Raw genomic sequence first — 15,012 nt, 5'->3', positions numbered from 1 at the left:
ACGCAGTCGCGGTCAGCGACGGCGGAAGTAGCCGTTCGCGCCACCGACGTACATCAGGATCGTCGCGACGAGCACGGCGACGCCACCGATCCACCCGAAGGCGTTGCCACCCGACGCTGCGCCCACGCCCACACCGATGAGCTGCAGGATCGCGAGCACGGTGAGCACGATGCGGGCCCAGTTGCGACCGTCGCGCATCTTGAAGACGATGATGAGCTCGATCACGGCGAGGACGAAGGCGAAGATCGCTCCGCCGACGAGCGGGGCGGTGCCGACGCTGTCGGCGACGTCGGCAGAGCTGCCGGACGTGAGGCTGATGATGCCCTGCAGGATGTTCGCCAGGACCACCACCAGCCAGATGATGAACGACACGGTGACGCTGGTCGGACGGCTGTTCGTGTTTGCCATGTGAGGAACCCTTCGTGAACGGCCGCGTCCAGCGGCCACACAGCGAACGTACATGAGCACTGGAGGTCTGTCCGGGAGCGGGCGAAGGTCACGGACCGGTAACGGAGACAGATCGGTCCAAACCGCTTCGCCGAGGGCGCCGAATCACCTGCACAGACCGGGAACCACCCGGAGCGCTCACCAGCCGCACACTGCTGGTTCTCCACCCTGCACCAGGGTGTGTTCGGCGCGCACACAGCAGCCGCGCCGAGCGCGACACCTCAGCAAAGGAATCGATCACCATGCGCAAGAGCCTGAAGACCTCCATCACCCTCGCCACGACCGGCGCCCTCGTCCTCGGCGGTGCCGCGTTCGGCATCTCCTCCGCCCAGGCCGCCACCCCCTCGATCCACACCGTGTCGTCGTCGTCGTCGAAGATCCCCGCACCGGTCGCATCGGTCCCCGAGGTCCTGGGCGGCTCCACCGCCGTGAAGCTCGACTCCGGCTTCACCGACGCCCTCACTGCCCTGAAGCTCACCCCCGGCGTCTCGGGAGATGCGACCCTGGCTGACGGGTCGGTGTCGTTCCCGATCACCGCCGGATCGGTCACGTACTGGTCGCCGGACGGCAACTACCGCCCCTACGTGCAGGGCATGCTCAACCACGACGACTCCGGCCTCACGCTGAAGGCCGGCGACACCACCGTCACGCTCGAGAACTTCGTCGTGAACCCGGGCTCCTCCAAGCTCTACGGTGACGTCCTGGTCAACGGCAAGGTCGCCGCGTCCAACGCGTACCTGTTCGAGCTCTGGGGCGGTTCCCTCAAGCCCCTCCAGCTCGAGGGCGACAACGCCATCCTCACCGGCACCACCGTCCACGTCTCCGAAGACGCAGCCGGCCTGCTGAACAAGACCTTCGGCACCGACGCCGTCAAGCGCGGCCTCCTCGTCGGCACCGCCACCATCACCGCACAGATCAAGTAACACCCCGCACCACCACACGAAGGGCCGCCCCGGACAACCGGGACGGCCCTTCCGTCGTGCGCCGGGCCGTCGCACCCAGCAGCACCCGCCTACCATCGAGCAGATGCCCTCTCCCCGATCGACCGTGACCGACGACCAGCCGGGGCCCGACGACTTCATCCGTGTCCGCGGCGCCCGTGAGCACAACCTGCAGGACGTCGACGTGGACATCCCGCGCAACCGGATCGTCGCCTTCACCGGCGTCTCCGGCTCTGGCAAGTCCTCGCTCGCGTTCGGCACGGTGTTCGCCGAGGCGCAGCGCCGGTTCCTCGAGTCCGTCGCCCCGTACGCCAGGCGGCTCATCGCGCAGGGGTCGACGCCACACGTCGACTCGATCACCGGGTTGCCGCCCGCCGTGGCCCTGCAGCAGCGCCGCGGTGCGCCGAGCAGCCGTTCGACCGTCGGCACCCTGACGACCCTGTCAAACTCGATGCGCATGTTGTTCTCCCGCGCTGGCACCTACCCGTCCGGCGCCGACCGGCTCGAGTCCGACTCGTTCTCACCGAACACCGTGGCCGGGGCCTGCCCGCGGTGCCACGGACTCGGCATCGCCCACGAGGTCACCGAGGCCTCGGCCGTGCACGACCCGTCGTTGAGCATCCGCGACGGCGCGATCACCGCGTGGCCCGGGGCCTGGCAGGGCAAGAACCTGCGCGACGTCACCGCGGTGCTCGGCTACGACATCGACGTGCCGTGGCGTGAGCTCTCCCGACAGGACCGCGACTGGTTGCTGTTCACCGAGGAGCAGCCCGTCGTCCAGGTCCACCCGAAGCGCGACCGCGTCGCGAAGCCGTACAAGGGGCGGTTCTGGAGCGCACGCCAGTTCGTGATGCACACCCTCGCCGACTCGCAGAGCGAGACGCAGCGGACCAAGGTGCTGCAGTTCGTCGAGTCCGGTCCGTGTGGCCTCTGCGGCGGGACCGGCCTGACACGGGCGGCCCTGGCGGTCACCGTCGGCGGCCACTCGATCGCCGACCTGAACGGCCTGCCGCTCACGGCGCTGGCCGACGTCCTGCGCCCGATCGCCACCATCGCGGACGCCGGCGCTGCCACCTCACGTGCCTCGTCCGGCGAACACACCGAGGTCGCCGTCGCGATCTCCCGCGACCTGCTCACCCGGGTCGAGGTGCTCGTCGGCCTGGGCCTCGGGTACCTCGCGCTCGACCGGGCCACCCCGACGCTCTCCCCCGGCGAGACGCAACGCCTGCGCATCGCGACACAACTGCGCTCCGGCCTGTTCGGCGTCGTCTACGTGCTCGACGAACCGAGCGCCGGCCTGCACCCCGCCGATGCCGAGTCCTTGGTCGAGGTCCTCGACGACCTGCGCGCCGGCGGCAACAGCGTCTTCGTCGTCGAGCACGACATGAGCATCGTGCGGCGGGCGGACTGGATCGTCGACGTCGGCCCGGGTGCCGGGTCCGGCGGGGGCACCGTCCTGTACAGCGGCCCCGTCGACGGCCTCGCCGACGTCGAGGCATCGGTCACCCGACGGTTCCTGCACCCGCGCGACCGTGCCGACGGTGAGCGCACCGTCCGGACCCCCGTCGGGACCCTCGAGCTGCGCGACCTCACCCTGCACAACCTGCAGGACCTGGACGTCGACCTGCCGCTCGGGGTGCTCACCGCGGTCACCGGCGTCAGCGGCTCCGGCAAGTCGTCGCTCGTCGGCGGTGTCCTGCCCGGCGTGGCGACGTCGCACCCGCTCGTCGACCGTGTCGTGCAGGTCGACCAGAAGCCGATCGGCCGCACCCCGCGTTCGAACCTCGCCACCTACACCGGGCTCTTCGACGCCGTGCGTGCCGCGTTCGCCGCGACCGACGACGCGAAGGCCCGCGGCTGGACCGCCAGCCGCTTCTCGTTCAACGTGGCCGGCGGCCGGTGCGAGGTGTGCCAGGGCGAGGGCTCGGTGTCGGTCGAGCTCCTGTTCCTGCCGGGCAGCTGGGCGCCCTGCCCTGAGTGCCACGGTGCGCGCTACAACGACGAGACGCTCGAGGTGCAGTGGGACGGTGCATCGATCGCCGACGTCCTGGGCATGACCGTCGACCATGCTGCGCCCTTCCTGGCATCGCTGCCGGCCGCCGCCCGCGGGCTCGAGGCCCTGCGTCAGGTCGGCCTCGGCTACCTACGGCTCGGACAGCCCGCACCGGAGCTGTCCGGCGGCGAGGCCCAGCGCATCAAGCTCGCGACCGAGCTGCAACGCGCGCGCACCGGGCACACGCTCTACCTGCTCGACGAACCGACGACGGGCCTGCACCCTGCCGACGTCGAGCTGCTGACCGCACAGCTCGCACGCCTCACCGACGCCGGCAACACCGTCGTCGTGGTCGAGCACGCCATGGACGTCGTCGCGAGTGCCGACCACGTCATCGACATGGGGCCGTCCGGCGGTGAGGACGGCGGCCGCGTCGTCGCCACCGGCACCCCCGCCCAGGTCGCGGCCTCCGCCGAGAGCCGGACCGCGCCGTACCTGCGGGAGCAGCTCGGGCACTGATCGCGCCCACCGGCGGACGGACGCGTCCTGTGGCGGGCCCGCACCGGGCCTCCCGTCCGCCGGTTCGTGCGCATGTTCCGACGTTCCACGCGTCGATCAACCGGTGCTGTGTCGCACGATGCACACGCATCCGGTGCGTGCGCATGTTCCGACGTTCCACGCGTCGATCACGTGGTGGATCGTCGCACGGTGCGCACGCATGCACGCGCACGCTCCCGCACGCGCACGCGCACGCACCCGCACTCGCACGCGCGCGCAACAGCGCCCGCCGGGACGGATCCCGACGGGCGCTGCTGGTGGTGCGGACTAGGCCCGACGGAAGCGGCGGGCGATGGTGAGCCCGACGCCCGCGAGCATCAGCAGGATCGCGAAGGCGATCACCGGGGCCGGGTCGCTGCCGGTGTAGGCGAGCGTCCCGTTCGGGCCGGTGCCGCCGGCGCCACCGTTGCCGGCGGTCGTCAGGCGGACGGTGAACGTCACCGGGTCGGACGCCGCCGAGGTGCCGTCAGCGCCGGTCTGGGTGGCGGTGATGGTCACCGTTCCCGGGCCGAAGCCGACGATCGGGGTGCACTTCCAGGTGCCGTCGGCCGCGACGACCGCGGTGCAGACGACGACCGTGCCGACGGTGACCGTGACGGTCGCGCCCGGCTGGCCGGTGCCGGTGATCGGCGGGTTGGGCGTCGTGACGGTGCCACCGTCCTCCGGCGAGGTGATCACGGGCGGCGGGGTCGTCGTGGTCGACGCGGGGTTGTAGGTGTAGACCAGCGGGTCGGACGTGCCACCCGCGGTCGTCACCGTGACCTCGACGTCACCGGCAGCGTGCGCCGGCGTCGTGAAGGTGAGCGTCGTGCCGTCCGCCGACACGCTGTCCGGCGTGATCGGGTCGGAGCCGTCCACCGAGACCGTCGAGTCGTCGGTGAAGCCCGAGCCCGTGACGGTCACGACCGTGCCACCCGCAGCCGGACCGTTGTCCGGGTCCAGCGCCGAGAGCGTCGGGACCGCGGCCGGGGCCGGGTCGTAGGTGTACGGCAGCGGCGCCGAGGTGCCGGCCCCGTTGGTGACGGTCACGGGGACCGTACCGGCGGTGTGCGCCGGCGTCGTGAACGTCAGCTCGGTGCCGTCGTCCGAGACGCTGTCGGGCGTGATCGGGTCGGAGCCGTCGACCGAGACCGTCGAGTCGTCGGTGAAGCCGGTGCCGGAGACCGTGACGACCGTGCCACCGGTGACCGGACCGTTGTCGGGGTCCAGCGCCGTCAGCGTCGGGGCCCCGGCGGGTGACGGGTTGTAGGTGTACGTCAGCGGGTCCGAGGTCCCCGCGTCGGTCGTGACCGTCACGTCGACGGGACCGGCGACGTGTGCCGGGGTCGTGAACGTCAGCTCGGTGCCGTCGTCGGAGATCGACTCCGGGTCGATCGGGTCGGACCCGTCGACGGAGACGGTCGCGTCGTCGATGAACCCGGTGCCCGTGACGGTGACGAGCGTGCCGCCACCGACCGGTCCGTTGTCGGGGTCGAGCGTCGTGATCGTCGGCACCGCTGCGGGCGCCGCGGTGTACGTGAAGTCGAGCGGGTCGGACGTCCCAGCAGGCGTCGTGACCGTGACGTCGACCGTGCCGACTGCGTGCGCCGGCGTCGTGAACGTCAGCTCGGTGCCGTCGTCCGAGACGGAGTCCGCCGCGATCGGGTCGGAACCGTCGACCGACACCGTGGCGTCGTCCGTGAAACCGGTGCCCGTGACGGTGACGACCGTGCCACCGGCGACCGGCCCGTTGTCGGGGTCGAGCGTCGTGATGGTCGGGACCGCGGCCGCGTCGTCGGTGTAGGTGAAGTCGAGCGGGTCGGATTCACCGGCGGGCGTCGTGACGGTGACGTCGACCGTGCCGACGTCGTGCGCCGGCGTCGTGAACGTCAGCTCGGTGCCGTCGTCCGAGACGGAGTCCGCCGCGATCGGGTCGGAACCGTCGACCGACACCGTGGCGTCGTCCGTGAAGCCCGTCCCCGTCACGGTGACGACCGTGCCACCGGCCACCGGCCCGTTGTCGGGGTCGAGCGTGGTGATCGTCGGGACCGCGAGCGGACCGGCGTTCGGACCGACCGCCGCCGAGGCGAGGTTGACGACGGCGGTGCCGGCAGCCGGCAGGAGTGCGACGCGCAGTGCACGCTGCGTGAAGACGCCGTCGGCGCTGGTCTCCTGCACGTTGGCCCGCAGTGACACGACGGTCGTCAGGGCGTTGGCAAGCGGCGTGACGACCGTCTCGCCCAGGCCGGCGACGACCTGGTTGATCGGGGCGACGACCTGCGCCAGCACCGGGTTCACGATGGGCAGGACCTGGCCGACCGGCACGGGGACGCCGAGCACGGTGACCGAGAGGCCCTGCAGCGAGGCGGTGAGCTGCGTGACGACGCCCTGCAGCGCGGTCGTGACCGCCGGCAGGAGCTGCGTCGTGAGCGCGTCCGTGATGTACGGCAGCAGCTCGGTGTTCGCCGGCAGGTTGTTGATGTCCAGTCCGGCGTTGGTCAGCACCGCGGCGACGTCGACCGTGATCGCACCGGTCTGCAGGTTCGCCGTGATCGAGCCGTCGGCGCTGGTGACGTCACCGGTGGCCGAGTCGAGCACCGTGACCAGGTTCGGGATGCCGTCGACCTCGACGAGCGGACCGAGCACCGCGAGCAGGTCTTCGAGGTTGTCGACTGTCGGCTGGAGCGTGCCGAGCGTGGTGCGGAGGCCGGACACCGTGGTGCCGAGGGCGGGGCTCGTCAGCGACAGGTCGAGTCCGGCGATGCCGTAGTCGCCCGTCTGTGCACCGTCCGGGCCGGCTGCCTGGGCAGCGGTGGCCGAGACGGCGCCGACCTCGAGCTGGGCGTTCGCGAGGGCGCCCGCCAGGTCGGTGCCGATGAGACCCGACAGGTCGAGCGTGGCGTTGGACTGCGGGACGCCGTCCTGGCCGCCGACGCCGATGCCGCCGGTGTTCGTCACCGCACCGGACGCGGCCACGGAGCTGCCGTCGGCGTTGGCGGCGGCGTACTGGTTGACGGCTCCGAGGGTGAGGATGCCGTTGTTCCCGAGCAGGTTGAGACCCCCGCCCAGGTTGACGTTGACCGCGTTGAGGGCGGTGACGTCGAGCGGGTGGACATCGGTGTCCGTGGCCCCGCCGGTGTTGACGGCATCAGCCGGGGTGACCGCGAGGATGTCGTCGAGGTCCAAGCCGAGCGCGGAGCCGCTGAGGAAGCGCCCCTGCCCGGTCGACGCGACGGGCGCTGCCGTCGCGGGAGCGGCGGCGAGGATGCTGCCGCCGGCGCCGAGCAGGGCCGCGGTGACGATCGCGACGCCCTTGCTCCGGCCTGACCATCGGGTGGAAGTGGACGCCCCTGGGTCCTTCTGGGCGCGCTCGAGTACTCCAAGCCTCATGTGGCTTCGCTCCTGATCCTGGTGCTGGTCCGGCAGTTGGTGATGCTGCCTGCAGCTGTGGTGTGGTTCCGATGAGCGTAACCCTGAACGGGTGCACAAGACCATCACCCCCGAACGGGGGCCTGCGCTCTGCGGATGCGGATGCGGATGCAGAACGCCGGTGCGCGACGCGGTCAGATCTCGACGTCGCTGCCCATCGTCACGGTGCGATGTGCCGGCAGCCCGAAGCGCGCTGCCGGGTCGGCCGCGTTGTGGGCGAGGCCGACGAAGAGCTTCTTCCGCCAGGCGACCATGCCCCGGTTGCCGGGCACCGGGCGGAGGGCGCCGCGCGAGATGAAGTACGACGCCCGGAGCACTTCCTCCGGGTCGATGTCGAGCACCTCGGCCAGGCAGGCGGCATGCAGGGCCTTCGGCAGGTCCTGGTCGTCCGAGAACCCGAACTTCACCGTGATGTGGTCGATGCCGTCGTCCTCGTAGCCGAGGTCGTCGCGGAAGAAGGCCTTCGCGTGCGGGACGTGCGGCACGTTGGCGGTGAGCACCGAGACGATCAGGACGGTGCGGTGCACGACGTGGTTGTGCTCGACGTTGGCCCGGAGCGCCAGCGGGGTGGTCTCCTTGTTCGGGTGCGGGAACACCGCGACCCCGGGCACCCGCGGGATGTGCTCGTGGTTGATGCGGTCGATGAAGTCGGCGAGGGACCCTTCGCGCTCCTTCCGTTCCTCCTGCACCAGTGCGCGGCCACGGCGCCACGTCGTCATGACCGTGATCACGGCCAGGGCGATGAGGAGCGGCACCCAGCCGCCGTGGATGATCTTCGACAGGTTGCCGGCGAGGAAGGTCAGCTCGAGTCCGCCGAACGCCACCGCCGCGACCACGAGCTTCCAGGTCGTCCACTTCCACAGCGGGCGGACGACGAGCAGGAGCAGGAGTGTGTCGACGACGAGAGCACCGGTGACGGACACCCCGTACGCCGTGGCGAGGTTCGCCGACGACCGGAACGCGAGCATGATCGCGAGCACGCCGATGAACAGCAGCAGGTTCACCGCGGGCAGGTAGATCTGGCCGCTCTCCCGCCGCGAGGTCTGCCGGATCGTCAGCGGCGGCAGCAGCCCGAGCTGCACGGCCTGACGGGTGAGCGAGAACGCCCCGGAGATGACGGCCTGGCTCGCGATCACCGTCGCGAGCGTCGCGAGCACCACCACGGGCAGGCGCAGCGCGTCCGGGAACAGCAGGAAGAACGGGTCCTTCGCCGCCGACGGGTCGCGCAGCACGAGCGACGCCTGCCCGAGGTAGTTGAGGACGAGCGCCGGGAACACCACGAAGAACCACGCCCGCAGGATCGGCGAGCGGCCGAAGTGCCCCATGTCGGCGTAGAGCGCCTCGGCACCGGTGATGACGAGCACCACGGCGCCCATCGCGACGAACGTGATGTACGGGTGCGCGAAGGCGAACGAGATCGCCCAGGTCGGCGAGAGTCCCTGCAGGACACCGGGGTGCTGCAGGATGTGCGGGACGCCGGCGGCGGCGATCACCACGAACCAGAGCAGCATCACCGGGCCGAACAGGTTGCCGACCTTGCCGGTACCGAATCGCTGCACCGCGAACAGCACGACCAGGATGACGGCGGCGATCGGCACGATCAGGTGCCCGACCGACGGTGCGGCGGTGCCCAGCCCTTCGACCGCGGACAGCACCGAGACGGCTGGGGTGATCACGGAGTCGCCGTAGAAGAGCGAGACGCCGACGATGCCGATCACCAGGAAGATCACCGCACCTCCGCGGCGCTTGGCGTAGAGCCGGCGGGCCAGGGCGGCGAGTGCCATCACCCCGCCCTCGCCGTCGTTGTCGGCGCGCATCAGGATCAGGACGTACTTGATCGAGACGATGATCGTGATGCTCCAGAACATCATCGAGATGACGCCGTAGACGTCTTCCTGGTTGGCCTTGACCAGGCCGTCGTCGATCGTGAACACGGTTCGCAGGGCGTAGAGCGGACTCGTGCCGATGTCGCCGAACACGACACCGAGTGCGGCGAGCGCGAGGACGGCGACGCCCTTGCGCGGGCCGTGTCCACGGTCGTCGGTGGTGTCGGTCGTGGGGGTGGTGTGGTCCGTCGGCTTCGACGGTTCCGTCGGGGTCTCGGAGCGGGTCTCGGTCACGCTCGGCACTTCCGTCTCCGGCCGTCCGGGCGACGGCCGCCGCTCATCATCGCACCGTGCGCGGGATGCGCTCGCAGCTGGCGCACATGCGTGCGCACCGCGGCTCTCGACGTGCGCGCAGGGCGGACGGGAGGCACGTGTCGGGCCCGCACCGCGCCTCCCGTCCGACGGCGGGCCGGGTCTCAGGGACGCAGGCCGCGCACCAGGTCGTGGACCACACGGGCGGCGCGCGCCGCGGCACCGTCCAGGTGCTCGCGGAACTCCGCACCGTCGGGCGCGCACAGGTCGCTGATGCACCGGACCGACACGAACGGCATGTCGTGGACGTGCGCGAACTGCGCGATGGCGGCGGACTCCATGTCGACCGCGGCCACGTCGGGGAAGGCCCCGCGGAGCGTCCGGGCGCGCCCCTCGGTGACGAAGACCTCGCTCGAACCGATCGTCGCCGAGCGCAGCGGCCAGGCGATGTCGGCGGCCATCGCCAGCTCGACCAGCCGGGCGTCCGGTGCGTACCCGGTCGGCATCCCGGGCACCTGGCCCAGGGCGTAGCCGAACGCCGTGGCGTCCGCGTTGAGGTTGACGTAGCGATCGCCGACGACGACGTCCCCGATCGCGATGCCGTGCATGAGGCCGCCGGCAGTCCCGACGCTGATCACGGGGATGCCGGGCCCGAAGTCGTGGAAGCCGTGTGCGACGGCGGCCGTCGCGTTCGTGAAGCCGATGCCGCTGCGGCGGACGGCGACGGTGGCGCCGCCGATGTCGAGCAGCTGGTGCGGGTCGTGGCCGCCGACCGGGCCGTCGAGGATCGGGACGCCGCCGAAGAGGTCGGCGAAGGCGGAGACCTCTTCGCTCATGGCCGCGATGATGATCGCGACGGGCGCCTGTTCCTGCACTGATCGATCCTACCGCTGGCGGGCGAGCTCCTCGGCGACGAACGCGGCCACCGCGTCGGCCCCGAAGTGGTCGTCGGCGGTGATCGTGACCACGGTGTCGCCGCCGGGATGGTCGTCGAACAGCAGCATCTGCCCGTACGCCCCGTGCAGCCGCCACAGCTGTCCCGGGCCACCCCACCCGGCCATCGCGTAGCGGTGGTACCCCGGCCCGGTCCCCTCGCGTTCGACCCAGTCGGCGTGCATCGCGTCGCACCAGCGGGCGCTGACGATGCGCTGTCCGTCGACCAGACCGCCGTCACGGATGAGCTTGCCGAGGCGCGCGAGCTCCTCGGTGCGGAGCGCCAGGCCCTCACCGGCGGCGACGTACCCGTTCGCGCAGCGTGACCACTCGACGTCGTCGATGCCGAGCGGGTCGAACAGGCGTCGGGACACGAACGCGCCGACGTCGCCGACGCGGGTCTCGAGCACGCGCATGGCGGTGTAGGTGCTGACGTTGGCGTACTGGAACACGCGGCCCCGCGAGGGTCGCCGCAGGAACTCGGCGGCCAGGTCCGGCCAATCCGTCAGCTCGGTCGCCGACCAGGGCATGTCGATCCCGCTCGTCATCGTGAGCAGGTGTCGGAGCGTGACCTGCTCGACGCCGTCCCCGAAAGCGAACCCGGGCAGGGCGTCGGCGATCGGCTCGTCGACGTCGACCAGGCCGTCGTCGGCGGCGATCCCGGTGGCGAGGACGCAGACGCCCTTGGCTGCGGAGTGGATCTCCTCGCGCACGTCGGGCGTCCAGCGGTGCTCGGCGACGTCGTCGTTCGCAGTCCGGACGTGCAGGCCGTGGGCGCCGAAGCCGGTCTCGTCGACGTGCCGGACGATCGCGTCGAGGATGCTGGTCGCGGTGGTCACACGCCATCCTCTCGTGCGCGGCCGCCGCACGCGCTACTGCGATCGCAGTACGTGCGCTGGTCGCCGTCTTGGTCAGATGGTTCCGTCCCGAGCCGCCCGTGCTCGTGACGTGAGGAGCACCATGCGCACCGTCGTCGTCACCGGCCCCGGATCCGTCGAGATCCGCGACGAGCCCGTCCCCGAGGTCGGCCCCGCCGACGTCCTGATCGCCGTCAAGGCATGCGGGGTCTGCGGCTCCGACGCCTTCTACGCCGCACGCGGCGGCATCCCGCCGCGTGCGGGGAACACGCCTCTCGGACACGAGGTCGCCGGGGAGGTCACGGTCGTCGGCGACGCGGTCGAGGGCATCACCGTCGGTGACCACGTGGTGGTGAACCCGATGGGCGATCCACGCGGGATCATCGGCAACGGCGGCCCCACGGGCGGGTTGTCCGAGTTCCTGCTCGTCGAGCAGGCCGTCCTCGGCACCAGCGTCGCCCTGGTCCCGGAGGACCTGCCCTGGCAGGTGGCCGCGCTCAACGAGCCGATGGCGGTCGCCCTGCACGCCGTGAACCGGACCGCGCCGCAGCCGGGCGACACGGTCGTCGTGTTCGGTGCCGGCCCGATCGGGCTGGGCGCCGTGATCAGCTACAAGGCGCTCGGCGTCGGGCACGTGGTCGTCGTCGACGTGATCGCCTCGCGGCTCGAGAAGGCCCTGCTCGTCGGAGCCGATGCCGTCGTGAACTCGGCTGAGGAGCCGCTCGACGAGCGCCTGATCGCCCTGCACGGCGAAGCACGTGACGGCGTCGGGCACGGCGGCAAGGCCGGCACCGACGTCTGGCTCGACGCCGCCGGGGTCCCGGCCACCGTGCAGACGGCGCTGCGCCTGGCGAAGCACCGCGCGACGATCGGCGTCGTGGCCGTGCACAAGCGGCCCGTGGAGGTCGACTTCGGTGATCTGCTGGCCGTCGAGCCGACGATCGTGACCGCGATGGGGTACCCGACCGAGATCTTCGACGTCACCGAGCACATCATCGCGAACCCCGAGGCCTACGCGCAGATCGTCAGCGACGTCTTCCCGGCGAGCGACGTGCTCGAGGCCCTCCGGGTCGCAGCGACCCCGGGCGCGGCCGACAAGGTCGTCGTCACGTTCGACTGATGCCGGTGACCAGGAAGGTCGCCGTGCAGTACGCCGTCACGGTGTGGCGGGACCGGCCGCGCCGCGGGCTCGTGCTCGCCGTGCTGTCGGTGCCGAGCAGCCTCGTGATGGCGGGGTGGAAGGTGGTCCTGTTCTGCGCGGCTCCCTCGTTGTTCCTCGCCGCGACCGTGGTCTTCACGCTCGGGGTCGCGGCCGCGAAGGTCTGGGCCGTCCGCCGACACCGGCTGTCGTTCGCGCTCGACGCCGCGAACGGCGACCGGATGCGGTTCCGGCAGGCCGGACACCGGTGGATCGGGGGTGCGGTGGCCGCGATGTCAGTCGTGTTCGTCGGGTGCAGCGTGCCGATGCTCGTCGGGCGGGCGCACCCCGTGCACTACGACCAGTGGGTGGCGATCGTCATCGCGGCCGCGACGTTCGCGGAGCTGGGGATCGGGGTCTGGGGTGCGGTGACAGCACGCAAGGACGGGGAACCACTCGTCGAGGCGACGAAGCTCGTGAACGTCGCCGCGGCGGTGGTCCTGCTCGTGCTGACCCAGTCGGCACTGCTCTCGTTCGCGGGCAGCGCCGAGGACGCTGCTGCGTCCACGGGTGCGAGCGGGGTGTTCCTCGGCGGCGTGGCTGCGGTGATCGGGCTCGCGATGGCGCTGCGGCGGTTCCCGGAAGCGACGGCGCCTCAGCCGGCGCCGACCTCAGTCGACCAGGCCGGCCTGGAACGCGAACGCCACGAGCTGGGCGCGGTCCCGGGCATCGACCTTCGCCATGGCCCGGTTCACGTGGGTCTTGACCGTGAGCGGTGAGAGGAACAGCTCGGCGCTGATGGCGTCGATGCCCTGACCTCGGCTGACCATCACCACGACGTCGCGCTCGCGAGGCGTGAGGGCCTCGAAGCGCCGGGTCATCTCCGGGTCGACGGAGGACGCCGGCGTGCGGGCGACCTGTCCGATCAGGGCGGCTGCGGCCGCCGCGGACAGCGCCCCTCCGCCCGCTGCCACCTCCTCGATCGCCGCGACGAGCTCTGCGGGCCCCGCGGCCTTGCTGAGGAAGCCGTTCGCCCCGGCACGGAGCGCCGCGAAGACGAGTTCGTCCTGGTCGAAGGTCGTCAGCATGACGATGCGCACCTGCTCGGCGGTGCGCTCGGCGCGGATCCGTCGGGTCGCCTCGACCCCGTCGATGCCCGGCATCCGGATGTCCATCATGACGACGTCCGCCGGGACCGACAGCGCCGTCTGCACCGCGGCGAGCCCGTCCCCGGCCTCGCCGACGACCTCGATGCCGTCCTGGCGGTCGAGGATCGCACGGAGCCCCAGTCGGATCATGTCCTGGTCGTCGACCAGGATCACTCGTGTGGTCATCGTGCTCCGTTCGCGGTGGGCAGGTGGACGCGGACGACGAACAGCACGCCGTCCGGCGCGGCCCGGACGGACCCGCCGACGGCGGCGACGCGCTCGCGCATGCCGACCAGACCGAGCCCGCTGCTCCGGCCTGCGACGGGGTCGCTCGCCGGGGTCCGTCGGCGGGGGTTGCGGACCTCGAGCACCAGGTCGTCTCCGGCGCGGGCGAGGGTGACGGTCGTCCGGCCCTCGCCGTGTCGGTGGGCGTTGGTGAGCGACTCCTGCAGCACCCGGTAGACCGTCACACCGATCGGCACGGAGACCGGGCCGACGTCGTCCAGTCGAGCATCGACGTCGAGGCCGATCCGTTCGTACGACGCGACCAGTCCGGGGAGCTGCTCGATGCCGGGGGCAGGTGCCGTCGGGTCGTCGAGCTCGGCGCCACTGCCCGACGCCGAGCGGAGCACCGTCAGGACGTGCTGGGTCTCCGTCAGGACGTTCCGCACGCCGTCCCGGGCGGCGTCCAGCGCACGCCGGGCTTCGTCGGCCCCGGCGGGCAGGGTGACCTCGGCGACCCCGAGCTGCATGCTGACCACCGCGATCTCGTGCCCGATGACGTCGTGCAGGTCCCGCGCGATCCGGACGCGTTCCTCGGCCACGCGGCGCTCGGCCTCGAGTTCCCGCGTGGCGACGGCATCGGCGGCGCGCTGTTCCAACGACGCCCGGTACTGGTGCTGCACCCGCAGCCCCGAGCCGATGGCCGCCGCGGCGACGACGGAGATGAGGGCGCCGAGGGCGGTCGGTACCGCACCGCCCTCCCCCGGCGCGAGGAGCGTGCCGATGACCACGCCGGGGGCGACGATCGCCGCGGCGCGGACCGGGTGCCCCTGCCGCGAGGACACCGCGAACAGCAGCAGCACCGCGCAGCTCCAGGTCACGATCGGCGACCATCCGGACAGTCCTCCGAGCACGGGGGCGACCGTGGCGAGCCCGAGCGCTGTCCACGGTGTCCACGGCGCCGCGACGACGGCGAGCACGGTCGCGGCGACCGCGATGCCGGGCCCCGGGCCGGCATCGGCCACGATCACCCGGCCCGACTCGATCGCGCACGCGAGCAGGACGACGGCGGCCGTGCCACGGAACACCCAGCGGTCGTCCGGACGCCACGAACCCCAGATCGCCCGCAGTCGCCGCATGCACTCATCCTGTCGTGCGGGTGAACGGTCCGGCTACTGCGAACGCAGTAGTCGGGGGTACCACCGATCGGGGACCTGCCCGCGGCGCGT

General features: G+C 71.7%; 11 protein-coding genes. 4 read left to right on the top strand and 7 right to left on the bottom strand.

Going from position 1 to position 15,012, the window contains the following annotated elements:
* Nucleotides 1-12: 12 nt before the first annotated feature.
* Nucleotides 13-408, bottom strand: a complete 396-nt coding sequence (locus KZI27_RS05190; protein ID WP_222659673.1) for a hypothetical protein — start codon at nucleotides 406-408, stop codon at nucleotides 13-15.
* Nucleotides 409-689: 281 nt separating this feature from the next.
* On the opposite strand from KZI27_RS05190, the gene KZI27_RS05185 reads away from it, so the two are divergent.
* Both KZI27_RS05185 and KZI27_RS05180 read left to right on the top strand, forming a co-directional pair.
* Nucleotides 690-1,370 carry a hypothetical protein gene (locus KZI27_RS05185; RefSeq protein ID WP_222659671.1) on the top strand — a complete coding sequence of 227 codons (681 nt, stop codon included), beginning with the start codon at nucleotides 690-692 and terminating at the stop codon, nucleotides 1,368-1,370.
* A gap of 103 nt (nucleotides 1,371-1,473) precedes the next feature.
* Nucleotides 1,474-3,900 (top strand): excinuclease ABC subunit UvrA, encoded by a 2,427-nt coding sequence (locus KZI27_RS05180; protein ID WP_222659669.1) that lies wholly within the window; start codon nucleotides 1,474-1,476, stop codon nucleotides 3,898-3,900.
* Between the two features lie 306 nt (nucleotides 3,901-4,206).
* Here the strand turns inward: KZI27_RS05180 and KZI27_RS05175 are convergent, their stop codons facing one another.
* The 4 genes from KZI27_RS05175 to KZI27_RS05160 form a co-directional block, all read right to left on the bottom strand.
* On the bottom strand, nucleotides 4,207-7,308 hold the full coding sequence (locus KZI27_RS05175; protein ID WP_222659667.1) for a choice-of-anchor G family protein: 3,102 nt from the start codon (nucleotides 7,306-7,308) through the stop codon (nucleotides 4,207-4,209).
* Nucleotides 7,309-7,481: 173 nt separating this feature from the next.
* Complete coding sequence (locus KZI27_RS05170) at nucleotides 7,482-9,467, bottom strand: potassium transporter Kup (RefSeq protein WP_222659665.1); 1,986 nt, start codon at nucleotides 9,465-9,467, stop codon at nucleotides 7,482-7,484.
* A gap of 182 nt (nucleotides 9,468-9,649) precedes the next feature.
* A complete protein-coding gene (gene mtnN / locus KZI27_RS05165) occupies nucleotides 9,650-10,360 on the bottom strand; it encodes a 5'-methylthioadenosine/S-adenosylhomocysteine nucleosidase (protein ID WP_123310064.1) in 711 nt (236 codons plus the stop codon).
* A 9-nt stretch (nucleotides 10,361-10,369) separates the two neighbouring features.
* Nucleotides 10,370-11,257 carry a serine hydrolase domain-containing protein gene (locus tag KZI27_RS05160; protein ID WP_222659664.1) on the bottom strand — a complete coding sequence of 296 codons (888 nt, stop codon included), beginning with the start codon at nucleotides 11,255-11,257 and terminating at the stop codon, nucleotides 10,370-10,372.
* A gap of 121 nt (nucleotides 11,258-11,378) precedes the next feature.
* Between KZI27_RS05160 and KZI27_RS05155 the strand changes: the two genes are divergently transcribed.
* Both KZI27_RS05155 and KZI27_RS05150 read left to right on the top strand, forming a co-directional pair.
* Complete coding sequence (locus KZI27_RS05155) at nucleotides 11,379-12,395, top strand: zinc-dependent alcohol dehydrogenase (RefSeq protein WP_222659662.1); 1,017 nt, start codon at nucleotides 11,379-11,381, stop codon at nucleotides 12,393-12,395.
* A 5-nt stretch (nucleotides 12,396-12,400) separates the two neighbouring features.
* The gene (locus KZI27_RS05150) at nucleotides 12,401-13,192 is read left to right on the top strand and encodes a hypothetical protein (RefSeq protein ID WP_222659660.1); all 792 of its coding nucleotides are present in this window, start codon (nucleotides 12,401-12,403) and stop codon (nucleotides 13,190-13,192) included.
* Here KZI27_RS05150 and KZI27_RS05145 read toward each other — a convergent pair.
* Both KZI27_RS05145 and KZI27_RS05140 read right to left on the bottom strand, forming a co-directional pair.
* The gene (locus tag KZI27_RS05145; RefSeq protein ID WP_222659658.1) at nucleotides 13,085-13,747 is read right to left on the bottom strand and encodes a response regulator transcription factor; all 663 of its coding nucleotides are present in this window, start codon (nucleotides 13,745-13,747) and stop codon (nucleotides 13,085-13,087) included. The two genes, KZI27_RS05150 and KZI27_RS05145, sit on opposite strands and share 108 nt — an antisense overlap.
* Complete coding sequence (locus tag KZI27_RS05140) at nucleotides 13,744-14,922, bottom strand: sensor histidine kinase (protein ID WP_222659656.1); 1,179 nt, start codon at nucleotides 14,920-14,922, stop codon at nucleotides 13,744-13,746. The genes KZI27_RS05145 and KZI27_RS05140 overlap by 4 nt, the downstream gene beginning before the upstream one ends.
* Nucleotides 14,923-15,012: the final 90 nt, after the last annotated feature.

Source organism: Curtobacterium sp. TC1, from assembly GCF_019844075.1.
In the GTDB taxonomy this organism is placed as follows: domain Bacteria; phylum Actinomycetota; class Actinomycetes; order Actinomycetales; family Microbacteriaceae; genus Curtobacterium.
This window is presented reverse-complemented; position numbering and strand designations above follow the sequence as displayed.